At 70.6% G+C, this 15,205-nt stretch carries 15 protein-coding genes; 1 reads left to right on the forward strand and 14 read right to left on the reverse strand.

The genetic code is table 11. The features are described from left to right. Positions 1–9: 9 nt before the first annotated feature. From ICN82_RS17030 to ICN82_RS17040, 3 genes are all read right to left on the reverse strand, one after another. The gene (locus tag ICN82_RS17030) at positions 10–390 is read right to left on the reverse strand and encodes a paraquat-inducible protein A (RefSeq protein ID WP_407943770.1); all 381 of its coding nucleotides are present in this window, start codon (positions 388–390) and stop codon (positions 10–12) included. 77 nt (positions 391–467) lie between these two features. Further along, positions 468–1,214, reverse strand: a complete 747-nt coding sequence (locus ICN82_RS17035; protein ID WP_193185134.1) for an ABC transporter ATP-binding protein — start codon at positions 1,212–1,214, stop codon at positions 468–470. Further along, positions 1,211–1,993 carry an MlaE family ABC transporter permease gene (locus tag ICN82_RS17040; RefSeq protein ID WP_193185137.1) on the reverse strand — a complete coding sequence of 261 codons (783 nt, stop codon included), beginning with the start codon at positions 1,991–1,993 and terminating at the stop codon, positions 1,211–1,213. The genes ICN82_RS17035 and ICN82_RS17040 overlap by 4 nt, the downstream gene beginning before the upstream one ends. A gap of 250 nt (positions 1,994–2,243) precedes the next feature. Here ICN82_RS17040 and ICN82_RS17045 point away from each other — a divergent pair, with 250 nt between their 5' ends. Continuing rightward, the gene (locus ICN82_RS17045; protein WP_193185139.1) at positions 2,244–2,774 is read left to right on the forward strand and encodes a hypothetical protein; all 531 of its coding nucleotides are present in this window, start codon (positions 2,244–2,246) and stop codon (positions 2,772–2,774) included. 10 nt (positions 2,775–2,784) lie between these two features. On the opposite strand, the gene ICN82_RS17050 is transcribed toward ICN82_RS17045, so the two are convergent. From ICN82_RS17050 to ICN82_RS17100, 11 genes are all read right to left on the reverse strand, one after another. After that, the gene (locus ICN82_RS17050; protein WP_193185142.1) at positions 2,785–3,714 is read right to left on the reverse strand and encodes an AEC family transporter; all 930 of its coding nucleotides are present in this window, start codon (positions 3,712–3,714) and stop codon (positions 2,785–2,787) included. Further along, positions 3,714–4,526 carry an MBL fold metallo-hydrolase gene (locus tag ICN82_RS17055; RefSeq protein ID WP_193185145.1) on the reverse strand — a complete coding sequence of 271 codons (813 nt, stop codon included), beginning with the start codon at positions 4,524–4,526 and terminating at the stop codon, positions 3,714–3,716. Before ICN82_RS17055 ends, ICN82_RS17050 begins: the two co-directional genes overlap by 1 nt. Continuing rightward, positions 4,523–5,332, reverse strand: coding sequence for a TatD family hydrolase (locus ICN82_RS17060; protein WP_193185148.1), 810 nt, complete (start codon positions 5,330–5,332; stop codon positions 4,523–4,525). Before ICN82_RS17060 ends, ICN82_RS17055 begins: the two co-directional genes overlap by 4 nt. Then, on the reverse strand, positions 5,332–6,471 hold the full coding sequence (locus ICN82_RS17065) for a DNA polymerase III subunit delta' (RefSeq protein WP_193185151.1): 1,140 nt from the start codon (positions 6,469–6,471) through the stop codon (positions 5,332–5,334). The genes ICN82_RS17060 and ICN82_RS17065 overlap by 1 nt, the downstream gene beginning before the upstream one ends. Further along, on the reverse strand, positions 6,468–7,097 hold the full coding sequence (gene tmk, locus ICN82_RS17070; RefSeq protein WP_193185154.1) for a dTMP kinase: 630 nt from the start codon (positions 7,095–7,097) through the stop codon (positions 6,468–6,470). Before tmk ends, ICN82_RS17065 begins: the two co-directional genes overlap by 4 nt. Then, the gene (locus ICN82_RS17075; RefSeq protein WP_193185157.1) at positions 7,094–8,254 is read right to left on the reverse strand and encodes a D-alanyl-D-alanine carboxypeptidase family protein; all 1,161 of its coding nucleotides are present in this window, start codon (positions 8,252–8,254) and stop codon (positions 7,094–7,096) included. The genes tmk and ICN82_RS17075 overlap by 4 nt, the downstream gene beginning before the upstream one ends. A 311-nt stretch (positions 8,255–8,565) precedes the next feature. After that, positions 8,566–9,882, reverse strand: a complete 1,317-nt coding sequence (gene hslU / locus ICN82_RS17080; protein ID WP_193185160.1) for an ATP-dependent protease ATPase subunit HslU — start codon at positions 9,880–9,882, stop codon at positions 8,566–8,568. Between the two features lie 120 nt (positions 9,883–10,002). Further along, the gene (gene hslV / locus ICN82_RS17085; protein WP_193185163.1) at positions 10,003–10,557 is read right to left on the reverse strand and encodes an ATP-dependent protease subunit HslV; all 555 of its coding nucleotides are present in this window, start codon (positions 10,555–10,557) and stop codon (positions 10,003–10,005) included. An 8-nt stretch (positions 10,558–10,565) separates the two neighbouring features. Then, complete coding sequence (gene trxA, locus ICN82_RS17090) at positions 10,566–10,886, reverse strand: thioredoxin (RefSeq protein WP_193185166.1); 321 nt, start codon at positions 10,884–10,886, stop codon at positions 10,566–10,568. 61 nt (positions 10,887–10,947) lie between these two features. Then, positions 10,948–14,328, reverse strand: a complete 3,381-nt coding sequence (gene addA / locus ICN82_RS17095) for a double-strand break repair helicase AddA (protein ID WP_226898563.1) — start codon at positions 14,326–14,328, stop codon at positions 10,948–10,950. After that, a partial coding sequence (locus ICN82_RS17100) for a PD-(D/E)XK nuclease family protein (protein ID WP_193185168.1) occupies positions 14,325–15,205 on the reverse strand: 881 nt, incomplete at its 5' end. The genes ICN82_RS17100 and addA, both read right to left, overlap by 4 nt.

The following is a 15,205-nucleotide window of genomic DNA, read 5'->3' on the forward strand; positions in this document are numbered from 1 at the left end:
CTGGTTGCCCTATCGGGCGTCCGGGGGCAAGGGGGCGGCGCCGCGCCAGCTGAGCAGCAGCGAGACGAGAACGCAGCAGGTGAAGAGCCACAGCCCCCAGGCGGTTTCCACATGGCCCAGCCCCACGCCCTTGGCGACGACGACGTAAAGCGCGATCAGGAAGATATCGGCCATGGCCAGCCGCGCCATCAGCCGGATCCAGCGCTTCGCCCCCGGCGGCAGCCAGCCGCGATGGACCGCCTCGGTGCCGAGGATCTTGGCATAGGGCGCGACCAGGGCGAAGAGCGCGACCAGGGCTGCCAGCGCCGGGGCGCTGTCCCACAGGCTGGCGATCCCCGACAGGATGCTGATTTCCGACAGGCCGAAGACCGGCAGGAGTCCCGCGCGCATCAGCGGCGCCGCCCAGGCCACCGGAAAGGCAACCAGCAGCGCGAGGTTCAGCGCCCGGGCAAGGGCGGCGGGCAGGATCAGCGCACCGCCTCGATCGGCCCCTCGGCCGAGCCCGAGACGAATTGCGTCACATAGGGGTCGCCGCAGCTGTCCATTTCCGAGACCGGCCCGCTCCAGCGGATCTTGCCGCCATGCAGCATCGCGACCTTGTCGGCGATGGCGCGGACGCTGGTCATGTCATGGGTGATGGTCATGGCGGTGGCGCCCATCTCCACCACGATCTCGCGGATCAGGTCGTTGATGACCCCCGACATGATCGGGTCGAGGCCCGTGGTGGGTTCATCGAAGAAGATGATCTCGGGCTCGGCGGCGATGGCGCGGGCCAGCCCTACGCGTTTCTGCATGCCCCCCGATAGTTCGGCCGGGTACTGGTCGGCGACATCCGGGGTCAGGCCGACGCGGCGCAGCTTCTCGATGGCGATCTCGCGGGCCTCGGCCCTGGGACGCTTCAGCTTGCCGCGCATCAGCCGGAAGGCCACGTTTTCCCAGACATGCAGGCTGTCGAACAGCGCCGCGCCCTGGAACAGCATGCCGAAGCGGGCGAGGAAATCGTCGCGGTCCTGCTGCTCGACATCGGTGCCGTCGACCAGGATGCGGCCGCGATCGGGACGGATCAGCCCCAGCACGCATTTCAGCGTCACCGACTTGCCCGTGCCCGAGCCGCCGATGATCACCATGCTCTCGCCCTTGGGGATCGTCAGGTCGACGCCCCGCAGGATCTGCTTCGGTCCGAAGCTCTTGTGAATGTCCTGAAGCTCGATCATGCGGAGAAGAACACCTCGGTCAGCAGGTAGTTGGAGGCCAGGATCAGCACCGAGGCGGCGACGACGGCGGTCTTGGTCGCGCGGCCCACGCCCTGGGCGCCGCGGCCCGACTGCATCCCCTGGTAGCAGCCCATCAGCGCGATCAGGAAGCCGAAGACCGCACCCTTGACGATCCCCGACAGGATGTCGCCGGCATCGAGGATGTTGACGGTGTTGGTGATGTAGGTCGAGGCGTTGAAATCCAGCCGCTGCGTCGCCACCAGGTAGCCGCCCATGATGCCGATGATGTCGCCGATGGCGACCAGCAGGGGCATCGACAGGGTCGCGGCCAGCACCCGCGGCGCGGTCAGGTACTTCATCGGATGCGTGGACAGGGTCACCAGCGCGTCGATCTGCTCGGTCACCTTCATCGTGCCGATCTCGGCGGCGACCGAGGAGGCGACGCGCGCCGCCACCATCAGCCCGCACAGGACCGGGCCCAGTTCGCGCACCATGCCGATGGCGGTGATCTGCGGCACCACCGCCTCGGCCGAGAACCGCGCCGAGCCGATATAGATCTGCAGCGCCAGCGCCGCGCCGGTGAAGATCGCGGTCATGCCCACGACCGGCAGGCTCAGCCAGCCGATCGCCAGAAGGGCATGGCCAAGCTCGCGCGGATACCAGGGCGGGGTGAAGATGTGGCGCACGGTCTGCGCGGCGAAGATCGACAGCCGCCCGATCCAGGCAAGCCCCGACAGGACGGCGCGTCCCAGCGCGGCAATCGGTGAAAGCAGTCCCATGGCACCCCCTGGTCTTGGTCGCGGAACGTCCGGCCCGGGGGGCCGCCCGCGCGCAGACCTGCCGCAAAACGCCGCCTGCCGCAAGGGGCGCGCGGACACGGGGGCGCGAGCGGCGGCGTGTCTCCGGCGCCACCGCGGCGCTCGGGACGGCGGCGGCTGTGGCGGTCCGCCGCTCGATATGCTAGATCCGCGCAAAAATCAGGCACCGGCACGGGCCGGGACAACGGGCTGGATGATGAGGCAGGCAAGGGTGATCGCGACGGTTCTGCTGGCCGCCGGGGGGATGGTCCCGGCGGCGGGACCGGCTGCGGCCGATCCGGCGGAGATCTGCGGGAGCACCGCGCCGCCGACGCCGGGCTATTGCGACTGCACCATCGGCGCCGCGCAGGATGCGGGCATCGACGGTCCCGCGCTGGAGCAGTTGCTGGCCGATGACTGGGCGGCGATCCCCTCGGACCTGGCCGACCGGTTCAGCCTGATCATCGTCGAATGCCTGCGCGCGACCGGCGCGGGCTCCGAGATGGCGGCGCCGGTCCTGCCCGGCGGCGGTCTCGACGCGCCGATGCCCCCCACCGGCCGCGACAGCATCGCCCCCGCCATTGCGCCGGTCGTTGCGCCGCCCGCCATCACGCCGGATCCCGCGCCGGACCCCGATCCGGCGCCTCCCGGTTCCGGCAGCCTCGACGCGGAGGAAGGGGGGCGGCCCGCGCTTGCGGCGCCCGGCCCGGCGCCGCGGGAGCAGGAGGCGCCGGGATTGCGCATCGCGCCCATGGCGCATTGAGCGGAGCGGCTCAGCCCAAGAGCTGCAGCCAGATCCAGGCCGTCACCACGCACAGCGCCGTGCCCAGGAGCAGCCCCGTCGCGGCCACCCGCCGCGCCTTGCCGTACATGTCGGCGAAGAGATAGCTGTTTACCCCGGGCGCCATGGCGGCCGTCACGACGCCGTTGCGCAGCGTGTCATGCGGCACGCCCAGCACCTGGCCCAGCCCCAGCGTCACCGCCGGATGCAGGATCAGCGACACCGCCACGACGAAGCCCGCCGTCGCCAGGTCCCCCTCGGGACGATAGCGCACCAGCACCCCGCCCAGCCCGAACAGCGCGGTCGGCAGCGCGGCGCGGCGCATCAGATCGAGCGCGTCCTCCAGCACGCCCGGCATGGCCAGCCCCGTCAGGTTGAAGGCCAGGCCCAGCACGATGCCGATGATCAGCGCGTTGGAGAACATCGCCTTCAGCACCGCGCGCGCTGTTTCGGCCCGGGTCCGCCCGGCATTGCGCACCATCTCCATCGCGGTGATGCCGATGAGATAGCAGAAGGGCGAATGGATGGAGATGATGGTGAAATTCGCCGCCAGCGAGGCCTCGCCATAGGCGCGTTCGCTGATCGGCAGCCCCAGCAGCAGCGAGTTGGAGAAGAGGCAGCAGAACCCGATGGCGATGCAATCCTCCCAGGGCCGCCCGAACAGGAACCGCGCCCCCAGGATGCCCGCGGCAAAGCCGCTGATCGCGCCGACATAGAAACTGGCCAGCAGCCGCAGATCGAAGGACTGGCCCAGGTCCAGCTGCGAGATCGCCAGGAACAGCAGGCAGGGAATGGCGAATTTCTGGCTGAACACCATCAGCCCGTCCACCGAGGCCGAGCTGATCCAGCCGCGTTTCGCCGCCAGATAGCCGAAGCCCAGCACGAAGAAGACCGGAAGGACGACCTCGATCAGCGCGCCCATCAGAGATCGAATTCCAGCCGGAGCCCGTCATGGGCGGGGGTGACATGGGCGGGGGTCTCGGCCGCGACCGCGTCGTAATCCAGGTCGACATGCATGTTGGTCAGAACTGCCTGCTCGGGGGCGGCCCGCGCGATCCAGTCCAGCGTCAGGGCCAGATGCGCGTGGCTGGGATGGGGCTTGCGCCGCAGCGCATCGACGATCCACAGCCGCAGCCCGGCCAGCACCGGCCAGGCGGTCTCGGGGATCCGCGAGACATCGGGCAGATAGGCGACATCCTCGACGCGGAACCCCTTGGCCGTGATCGCGCCGTGTTCCACCTCGAAGGGCAGCAGCTCCAGCTGCCCGCCCGCGCCCTCGACCCGCAGCGGACCGTCGATCAGGTTCATCGTCAGGATCGGCGGATAGGGCGAGCCCTGAGGCGCCTCGAACGCATAGGCAAAGCGCGCCAGCAGGTCGTCGCGCGTTGGCGCATCGGCCCAGACCTCCAGCCGGGTGCGGGTGTTGAACACGATCTGGCGCAGGTCGTCGAGCCCGTGGACATGATCGGCATGGGCATGGGTATAGACCACCGCATCCAGCGTGCCGATCCCGGCATCCAGCAATTGCTGGCGCATGTCGGGGCCGGTATCGATCAGCACCCGCGTCGTGCCGCCCGCGGCGATCCGCTCGACCAGCAGCGCGCAGCGCCGACGCGCGTTCTTCGGATTGGCCGGGTCGCATTCGCCCCAGATCCCGCCCAGCCGCGGCACCCCGCCCGAGGAGCCGCAGCCCAGGATGGTGACGGCCAGCCTTGCGGGATGATCGCCGCTCATGCGGGCGACCAGGCGGCGGCGCGGGCGAAGAGCCGGTCGAAATTGGCGGTGGTGGCGGCGGCGAATTCGGCCTCCGTCAGGCCGAAGACCCCGGCGCCGACGGCGGCGGTCTTCGCCACATGGGCCGGTTCGTTGCGCTTGCCGCGATGGGGCGGCGGCGCGAGATAGGGGCTGTCGGTCTCCACGAGGATGCGCTCCAGCGGCGCGGCGGCGAAGATCTCGCGCAGCTCCTTCGAACGCGGAAAGGCGGCGATGCCGGACATGGACAGGTAGAAGCCGAGATCCAGCGCCGCCTCGGCTAGCGCGGCGGAGGAGGAAAAGCAGTGCATCACGCAGCCATAGGCGCCCGCGCGGTGTTCCTCGGCCAGGATGCGCGCCATGTCCTCGTCGGCATCGCGGGCATGGATGATCAGCGGCAGCCCCGTGCGGCGGGCCGCCTCGATATGCAGCCGCAGGCTCTCCTGCTGCTTGTCCGCGCTCTCGGCGGTGTAGTGGTAATCCAGCCCGGTCTCGCCGATGCCCACGCATTTGGGATGGGCGGCGGCCGCGACCAGGTCCTCGACCGTCACCAGCGGCAGCTCCGCGACGCTCATCGGGTGGATGCCGTAGGCGAAGAAGACCGGCTCATGCGCCTCGGCGATGCCGCGCACCTTGTCCAGCCCGGCGGGTTTCGTGCAGATCGACACCATCCGTTCGATCCCGGCCGCGGCGGCGCGGTCCAGGACCGCCTGCAGGTCCTCGTCGAAATCGGGAAAGTCGAGATGGCAGTGGCTGTCCACGAGACGGGGCTGGTCGGCGGCAATCATTACACGGATCCGGTCTGGAAGAGCGCCCGGGACGCGGTCGCGTCGAGCGTATGTATCATATCGAGGATGAGGCTGGCAGGGTCAAGGTTCACCGCCGTGCCATGGGCCAGCCGCGCCGCGATGCGCGCCTGCGCCTCGGCCCAGGCCTGTGCGGCGGCGTGATCGGGCGACAGCCGGCACAGCGCCGCCTGCACCTGGGGCGGCAGGTCGTCGGGCGCGCGGCCGGTCACCCCGGCCCGGGCCAGGTCCGCCAGGATCGTGCCCAGAAGCTCCTGCATCATCAGCCGCTGGGGTTCGGCCTCGCGCGGGGCCAGCGCCTCGGCCAGGGCCAGCGCCGCCGGGCGGTCATGATCGGGCATCGAGGTGATCAGCGCCAGCAGCGCGTCGTAAAGCGCCAGCCCCTCCAGCCGGCAGATCCCTGCCGCCGCGCCCACCGAGCCGCCCGCCAGCCGCGCCAGCCTGTCGGCCGCGCCCGGCTCTTCGGGCATCTCCGCCCCGGTCTGCGCCAGGGCGGCGGTCATCGGCGCGGGCGCCAGCGGACCCAGCCGCAGCACCCGGCAGCGCGACCGGATCGTCGGCAGGAGTCGTCCGGGCCGATGGCTGACCAGGATCAGCACCGTGTTCCTCGGCGGTTCCTCCAGGAGCTTAAGCAGCGCATTGGCCGCGGAGGGGTTCATCTCGTCGGCGGCATCGACGATCACCGCGCGGGCGCCGCCATCGGCCGAGGACATCGAGAAGAACCGTTTCAGCGCGCGGATGGCATCCACCGGGATCTCGGCGCGCAGGCGGCCGGTCTTCTCGTCATAGGGGCGGCGCACGAGGCTCAGCCGCGGTTCCGACAGCGCGGCGATGCGGCGCGCGACGGGATGGGCGGGATCGACGGCCAGGTCGGCGGGGACCGGTTCGGGGCCGAACATGCCGCCCGCGGGCTCGCGCGCGAGGATGGCGCGCGCCATCGCCCAGGCCAGCGTCGCCTTGCCGACCCCGCGCGGGCCGGTGATCAGCCAGCCATGATGCAGCCGGTCGCCGCCGATCGCCTGCGCGACCTCGGCCAGCACCGCCTCATGGCCGAAGATCCGCGGCGTCTCGCGCGGGTGGGGCAGGTCGGGGAGCCGGTCCGGCTCGGGACGCTCGCTCATGCCGGGACCTGCCCCAGCGCGTCCAGCACGCGCGCGGCCACCTGGCCGGGATCGCCGGTCGCGTCGATCACCCGGCAGCGGGCCGGTTCGGCGGCGGCGATCTCCAGGAAACCGGCGCGCAGCCGCGTCTGGAAGTCCAGGCCGAAGCCTTCGAACCGGTCCTCGGACCCGGCGCGGTCGGGCGTCATGGTGCGCGCCAGCGCGGCGGCGGGGTCCATGTCGAAGATCAGGGTCAGGTCCGGTTCGCGCCCGATCATCAGCTCGTGCAGCCGGTCGACCAGGTCGCGCAGCGCGCCGCGCGTCGTGCCCTGGTAGACCCGCGTGCTGTCGGCGAACCGGTCGGTGATGACGGTCTCGCCCCGCGCCAGCGCGGGCAGGATCCGCCGTTCCATGTGGTCGCGCCGCGCGGCGGTGAACAGCAGCAGCTCCGTCTCCGCCGACCAGCGTCCGGGATCGCCGGTCAGCACCAGCCGCCGGATCTCCTCGGCGCCCTCGGAGCCGCCGGGTTCGCGGGTCAGATCGACGCTCAGGCCGCGCGCGCGCAGCGTCTCCGCCAGGCGGCGCGCCTGGGTGGATTTGCCCGAGCCGTCGATGCCCTCGAAGCTGATGAACCGTCCGCCGCTCAAAACAGCCCCTGGACCTGGCCGATCAGTTTCTGTGCCAGGACGTTGGTGGCGGTGCGCACCCGCGGCACGAAGCCGCCGCGGATCACGTCGCGATCCGAGACCAGCGGCAGATGCGCATCGGGAAGGCCCTCGCGGCGCACGACAAGGTCCGCCACCTGGGCACCCGCGGTGATCGGCGCCTCCAGCGGGCCGGTGAATTCGACCGAGGCGGTCATCTCGCCCAGGTTGATCGCGGGCACCAGGACGGCGGCATCTTCGGGGGCGACCAGCCCGATCTCGGTGACGTCGCCCATCCAGACCGGCGCGGCGGCGACCTTCTGGCCCCGGGTCAGGATCCCGGTCTTGACGTATTGCCGGAAGGCCCAGTTGACGATGCGTTCGCCTTCCTCGGCGCGCGCCTCCGACGAGGGCAGGCCCGAGATGACGAAGACGATGCGGCGGTCGCCCTGCATGGCGGATCCCACCAGCCCGTATCCCGCCTCGCTGGTATGTCCGGTCTTCAGCCCGTCGACGCCGATGCCCAGATGCAGCAGCGGGTTGCGGTTATAGCGGTTCTGCGGCGCACGCCCGTCGTAATCCCATTCGGGGATGGAGAAATAGCCGTAATATTCGGGGAAATCCTCGATGATGCGGCTGGCCAGGATCGCCAGGTCATGGGTGCTCATGCGGTGGATCGGGTTCGGCCAGCCGCTGGCATTGGCGAAGGTGGAGTTCGTCATGCCCAGGTCGGCCGCGCGCTGGTTCATCAGGCGGGCAAAGGCATCCTCGGTTCCGGCCAGGCCTTCTGCCGCCACAACGGTGGCGTCATTGCCCGACTGCACGATGATGCCGTGCAGCAGCTCGTCGACCGTGGGGCGGTCGCGTTCGTTGAGGAACATGGTCGAGCCGCCCATCTCGCGCGCCTTGGTGGAGACGCCGAACCGGGTATCCAGCGACACGTTGGGATTGTCGCGCAGCGCCTCGAACAGCATGTAGACCGTCATCAGCTTGGACATCGAGGCCGGGGGCAGCGGGATATCCGCGTTCTTGTCCAGAAGAACGGTGCCCGTGGTGAGGTCCAGGACATAGGCGGAGGTGGCCTGGGTCTCGAATTCCGCCCGCGCCGGAACCGCGCAGGCCGGCAGAAGAAGGACCAGGGTAAGCAGCAGACGGATCATGGGATCTCCCTTATGGGTCGCGCAGCCTCTCTATAGCGTGCCCGCGCGCGGCTTCAAACCCGCAGCAGGCGTTTCGCGGCCCGGGCGGCGCGGCAAAGCGGAGCGCGGGCGGCGGCAGCAGGGGGGAGGATGCTCGGCGAGACCCGGGGCGTGCCGTCGCGGGGGCTTTGCGCATCCGCCCCGGGCCTCTGTCGCAATGCTGCGATGGACCGGGGATGCCGCAGCGGTCTGGCGAAAGAAAGGCGGCCCCGCAGCAGGAGCGGGGCCGTTTCGCGGCGCAAATGCGGCGGGCCGGAACCGGCCCGCGCCGATCACAGCACGTAGCGGCTGAGATCGGCAGAGCCCGCCAGTTCGCCCAGACGGTCCTCGACGAAGGGGCCGTCCACCGTGACCGCGGTGCCGGGCTGGTCGGGGGCGGTGAAGCTCAGCTCCTCGAAGACCCGCTCCAGCACGGTATGCAGGCGGCGCGCCCCGATATTCTCCACCGACGTGTTCACCTCGGCGGCGATCCTGGCCAGTGCCGCGATGCCGTCCTCGGTGAAGGTGACATTCACCTCCTCGGTCGCCATCAGCGCGGCGTATTGCCGGGTCAGGGCATTGTCGGTCTCGGTCAGGATGCGGGTGAAATCGGCCTCGGTCAGCGCGCGCAGCTCCACCCGGATCGGCAGGCGGCCCTGAAGTTCCGGCAGCAGGTCCGAGGGTTTGGCGATGTGGAAGGCGCCAGAGGCGATGAACAGGATGTGGTCGGTCTTCACCGCGCCGTATTTGGTGTTGACCACCGTGCCCTCGATCAGCGGCAGCAGGTCGCGCTGCACGCCCTCGCGGCTGACATCGCCGCCGCGCGCCTCCTGGCGGGCGCAGACCTTGTCGATCTCGTCGAGGAAGACGATGCCGTTCTGTTCCACCGCATGGACGGCGGCGCGGTTCACCGTCTCGTCGTCCAGCAGCTTGTCCGCCTCCTCGCGCAGCAGGATCTCGTGGCTGTCGGCGACGGTCATCTTGCGCGTCACCTTGCGGCCGCCGAAGGCCTTGCCGAAGATGTCGCCCAGATTCATGCCGCCCATCGGTCCCATGCCGCCGCCGGGCTGGCCGGGGATGTCCATCATCGGGAAGGGCGAGGACGTGTCGGTGATCTCCAGCTCGATCTCGTGCCCGTCCAGTTCGCCCGCGCGCAGCTTCTCGCGGAACCGCTCGCGCGTGCCCTCGCGGGCATCCTTGCCGGCGATGGCGGCGATCACCCGGTCCTCGGCGGCAGCCTGGGCGCGGGATTTGACGTCCTCGCGCATCTGCTCGCGGGTCATGGCGATGGCGCTTTCGACGAGGTCGCGGATGATCTGCTCCACGTCGCGGCCGACATAGCCGACCTCGGTGAATTTCGTCGCCTCGACCTTCAGGAACGGCGCGCGCGCCAGCTTGGCCAGGCGGCGGCTGATCTCGGTCTTGCCGACGCCGGTCGGACCGATCATGAGGATGTTCTTGGGATAGACTTCCTCGCGCATCGCCGGGTCCAGCTGCTTGCGCCGCCAGCGGTTGCGCAGCGCCACGGCCACGGCCCGCTTGGCCTCCTTCTGGCCGATGATGAAGCGGTCGAGTTCCGAAACGATTTCCCGGGGCGTCAGCGTGGTCATCCATCTGTCCTTTGCAGTTCGGCAGGTGACATACGCACGGGGCGCGCGGATTTGAAGGGGTTGAAATTCCGTGCCCCGGCCCGGGCGGGGCAGGGAGAGGCGGCGCCTCTCCCCGAACGGTCAGGCCTCGATGGCCTCGACCGTGAGGTTGCCGTTGGTGAAGACGCAGATATCCGAGGCGATGGCCATGGCCTTGCGCGCCACGGCCTCGGCATCCAGGTCGGTCTCCATCAGCCCGCGCGCGGCGGCGAGGGCGAAATTGCCGCCCGAGCCGATCGCCGCGATGTCATGTTCGGGCTCCAGCACGTCGCCCGCGCCGGTGATCACGTAGAGGTCGCGCCCGTCGGTGACGATCAGCATCGCCTCCAGCTTCTGCAGGTACTTGTCGGTGCGCCAGTCCTTGGCCAGCTCCACCGCCGCGCGGGCCAGCTGGCCTGGCGTGGCCTCCAGCTTGGTCTCCAGCCGCTCCAGCAACGTGAAGGCATCCGCCGTCGAGCCCGCGAAGCCCGCCACCACGTCATGCCCGCCGGGGGAGAGCCTGCGCACCTTGCGCGCAGAGCCCTTGATCACGGTATTGCCCAGCGAGACCTGGCCGTCCCCCGCGATCACCACGCGTCCGCCGCGGCGCACGCCGATGATCGTGGTGCCGTGCCAGCCGGGAAAGCTGTCGCTCATCTGCCCGCTCACAGCGCGCTGTCGATCCAGCTCTGCAGCGAGGCCTTGGGCGCCGCGCCGGTCTTGTTCGACACGACCTTGCCGTCCTTGTAGAGGAACAGCGCCGGGATGCCGCGCACGCCCAGCTTCGCCGGGGAGACCGGGTTCTCGTCGACATTGACCTTCACGATCTTGACCTTGTCGCCGTATTCGGCGGCCAGTTCCTCGAGCGCCGGGCCGATCTGGCGGCAGGGGCCGCACCATTCGGCCCAGAAATCGACGACGACGGGAACGGCGGATTGCTCGACTTCGGTCTCGAAGGTGGTGTCGGTGACGGCTACGGTTGCCATGGGTGCCTCCTGGGCCAGAATTTCAGACTGGGTTCCTACCTAGGCGAGCCCCCCGCATCAATCAAGATGTGGGGGTGGCCCGCGCCAGCGCCGCCATCACGAGATCGTGCGGCAGGGGCATCAGCCGGGCCTCGCGCGTCCACAGAAGCGCGGTGGAAACCCTGCGTCCGGGATAGACCGCCTCCAGCATCGCCTGATAGGCGCCCATCTGGCGCAGCAGCCCCTCGGGTACCTCCCCGGGCGTGGCGGGCAGGGTGCGGTTGGTCTTGAAATCCACCGCCAGCACGGCATCCGGCGTGACCTGCAGCCGGTCGATCGTGCCATGGACGATGCGGCCCAGCTGCGGCAGATGCGCCGAGAGCGACACCTCCGCCAGGGTCTCGGGCGCGAAGAACGGGGCCAGGTCGGGATGGTCCAGCACCGCCGCCGCCTCGCCCAGCAGGGCCGCCAGCGCCGCGCCCTCGGCGGCATCGGGACCCGCGCCCAGAAGCGCCGCCGCCAGCGCCGCGCGCCCCTCGGCGGGATGCCCGGCCAGGTGTTCCAGCAGCAGGTGCACCTGGCGGCCGGTGCGCAGCGCGGTCTCGGTGTCGCTGCCCTCGCCGGGCAGCGCCTTGGCGCCGCCCAGCCCCGAGGGCGCCAGCGTCGGCAGGGCGTTCTCGGGCACGCTGGCATTGCGCCGCAGCCAGGCGGGCAGGGCGGGACGCGCCGCCTCGGGCGCCTCTTCCTCCGGGCGCGGGGACGCGACCTGCCAGTCGCCGCTTTCCAGCCGCAGCCCCTGGCCCGTCGGCGTGTCGAGCGCCCGCGCGCCGGCGCGTTTCAGCCCCTCGCCCACCTGCCCGTGCCAGGTCGTCTGCTGGCCCATCCGCCCCGCGGCGGCGACGATCAGCCAGCGTTCGGCGCGGGTCATGGCGACGTAAAGCAGCCGGTCGCGCTCGTCGCGCTCGGCCGCCGCCACCGCCTCGGCCGCGCCGGCCAGCGCCGGGGGCAGGTCGTCCCTCGACATCCGCCAGGCGGGCCAGGATCCTTCGCGCGGCAGGAGCACGTCCTGCCCGGAATTGTGGAAGGCCGCGCAATCGGGCAGGATCACCACCGGCGCTTCCAGCCCCTTCGATCCATGCACCGTCATCAGCCGCACCGCACGGCCTGCCGCCTCGGCCTGGCGCTTGATTTCGACATCCTCGGCCGCCATCCATTCCAGGAAGCCGGTCAGCGACGGGATTTCCGCCTGCTCGTAATCCAGCGCCTGCTGCAGCAGGCCGTCGATCGCCTCCTCGCATTCCGGCCCCAGCCGCGCGATCAGACGCGCGCGGCCGCGATGGCGCGTCAGGATCCGGTCCAGCAGGTCGTAGGGGCGGCGGAAATCGGCGAGGTTCCTCAGGTCGTCGAGGATCGCATAGGTATCGGGATGGGCCTCGGCCTGGCGCAGCGCGGTCCACAGGTAACTGCCCGCCGGGCGCGGATGGGCCAGGCGGAACAGGTCGTCCTCGGTCCAGCCGAAGATCGGCGAGCGCAGGGCGGCGGCCAGAGACAGGTCGTCCTCGGGCAGCGCCAGGAAGGCCAGGAGCGCCAGCAGGTCGCGCACCGCCAGTTCCTCGCCCAGCCGGATCCGGTCGGCCCCCGCCACTTCCAGCCCCTCGGCTTTCAGCGCGCGCATCGTCTCGAAGAACAGCGCGCCGCGGCGGCGGAACAGGATCAGGATGTCGCCCTCGTGGATCCGCCGCCCGGTGCCGTCGCCCTCGGGTAAATGCGCGCCGTCGACCAGCGCGCGCACCTCCTGCGCCACCGCCTGCGACAGCTGCGCGGTCGGGCTTTCGGGATCCAGCCGGTCGACGGGGTCCCAGCCATCGGCATTCTCCTCCTCGCCTTCCTCCTTCTCGGGCAGGATCGCGGGCCAGAGGTCGACGCGGCCCGGCAGGCGGTCCTTGAAGGCCAGATGCTCGGGCGGATCGCCCAGCCCCGAAACCTCGGGGAAGGTCAGGTCCACCGCCTGCAGCACGGCGGCGGCGGAGCGGAAGGAATGCGCCAGCCCGCGCGAATGCAGCGTGGCGCCGATCGCCTGCAGCCCCTGCCCGAAATGGCCGCGCATCCGGTCGAATTCGCGCGGATCGGCCCCCTGGAAGGAATAGATCGACTGTTTCTTGTCGCCGACCACGAAGATCGTGCGCGCCACGCCGCCGCGGGTGCCTTCGCCGGCGGTGAATTCCTGCGCCAGCAGGCGGATCACGTCCCATTGCACCGGGCTGGTGTCCTGCGCCTCGTCCACCAGGATATGGTCGATGCCGCCGTCGAGCTTGTAGAGCACCCATTGCGCCACTGCCGGATCGGTCAGGAGCGCCCGCGTGCGCAGGATCAGGTCGTCGAAATCCAGCCAGCCGCGCGCCTGCTTGGCCGACTCGACCCGCGGCAGCAGCGCCGCGGCATAGCGGTGCAGCACTTGCGTGCGCTTTGCCGCGGTCAGGGCCAGCCGCACGGTGCGGGCATCGGCGACGCGGCCCATCAGCCCGTTCAGCGCCTCCACCGTCTCGGGGCCCAGCAGCTTGCGCGTGGGCGCCGTGGGGAAACTGTCGGTCTTGGGGCCGAAGGGGGTCTTGGCGTTGCCGCCGAAGAGGAACGGTCCCTCCAGCGCCTTGAGAAGCTGCATGGAGGGCGCGAAGGGCGCCAGCCGCGCCAGCACCGCCCCGGCCTTGGCGTCATTGCCGCCCTTGGCCAGAAGCACCGGCACCAGCGTTTCCAGCAGCTTGCGGTCGCCCGGGGCGAAGGCGCAATCGACCAGATCCGCCTCGGACTGGCCGGGCAGCAGGCCCAGGGTCTCCCACAGGGCCGCCTCGTCCGGCAGGGCGGCGAAATCGGCGCGGGCATGCAGGATCTGCGCCGAGAGCCCGGCAATGTCCTCGCCTCCCATCTGCAGCGCCAGCGCGTCGATCAGCGGCGCCTCGGGGCCATCGGCCATCTCTTCCACGACGCGTTCGATCATCGCCGCCTGGGTGCGCTCGTCGATCTCGGTGAATTGCGGGCTGACCCCGGCCTCCAGCGGAAACCGGCGCAGGAGCGCGGCGCAGAAGGAGTGGATCGTCTGGATCTTCAGCCCGCCCGGCGTCTCGATGGCGCGGGCAAACAGCCGCCGCGCGCGCAACAGCCGGTCCTCGTCCAGCCCCGTCTCGCCCAGCTTCTGCAGATCGGCGCGCAGTTCGGCATCGGGGCGCATCGCCCATTCGCCCAAGGTGGCAAACAGCCGGTTCTGCATCTCGCTGGCCGCCGCCTTGGTATAGGTCAGGCACAGGATGTTCTGCGGCGCGACCCCCGACAGCAACAGCCGCGCCACCCGGTTGGTCAGTACCCGGGTCTTGCCCGATCCGGCATTGGCGGCCAGCCAGGTGGATTCATGCGGCCGCGCGGCCTCGATCTGGCGGCGCGTGGCGTCGTTCATCGTGGCGGTGGTCATGCGTGATCCCCCACTTTCAGCACCTCGGCATGCTGGGTCAGGTCCCATTCGCCGCCGCGGCTGAGATGGTCGTAATCCGACCATTCGCCCTGGCTCTCGCGCGCGACCTGCGCGGTGAAGCCCGTGGCGGGGTCGAGGAAGCGGGTGAACAGCCGGTGCAGGCTCTCGGGGACCAGCTCCACCGGGATCTTCTCCAGGTCGGCGGGCACGGTCTCGGGGCGGGCGGCCAGGCCGATATACTCGGCCCCCACCACATGCAGCGGCCCCAGCTTTCCGAAGGCCCCGGCCTCGGCCAGATAGGCGGTGATGTGCAGCTGCTTGTTGTATTTCGCCTGCTGCTTCTCGGTCGGCGGGCGCCCTGTCTTGTAGTCGTAAAGCCAGACCGCGCCCTCGGGCGTGCGGTCGATGCGGTCGGTCTTGACCACCAGCTCCACCCCGGTCGTGGGCAGCACATGGCCGCCGCCCTGTTCGGTCGCCATCAGCGCGCCGCGGGACCGCCGGATCTCCTCCTCGGCGATGAAATGGTCGGCGATGCGCATCAGCCGCGCCAGCCAGAACCGCCGCGCCGTGGGCCAGGGCACGATGCGCTCCAGCACCTCCGCGCCGGCGGAGAGCAAGAGCGCCTTCTGCCCGGCGCGGTCGAGCCCGGGGAATTGCGGCACGACCTGTTCCAGAACCTCGTGCAGCACCGTGCCGCGCAGCGAGGCCTCCGGCCGGTGGCGCAGCGGGTCGAGGGCGCGCAGCCGCAGCACGTGCTTGGCGTAGATCTGGTAGGGGTCGCGCAACAGCGTCTCCACCTCGGTCACGCTGAGCCTGCGCGGCCGCGCGGCGGCGGGCGGCGCGGGGGACGGACGCGGCGCGGGCGGCTCGGGCAGGG

Origin of the sequence: Mangrovicoccus algicola, assembly GCF_014903745.1 — a bacterium.
Classification (GTDB): domain Bacteria; phylum Pseudomonadota; class Alphaproteobacteria; order Rhodobacterales; family Rhodobacteraceae; genus Mangrovicoccus; species Mangrovicoccus algicola.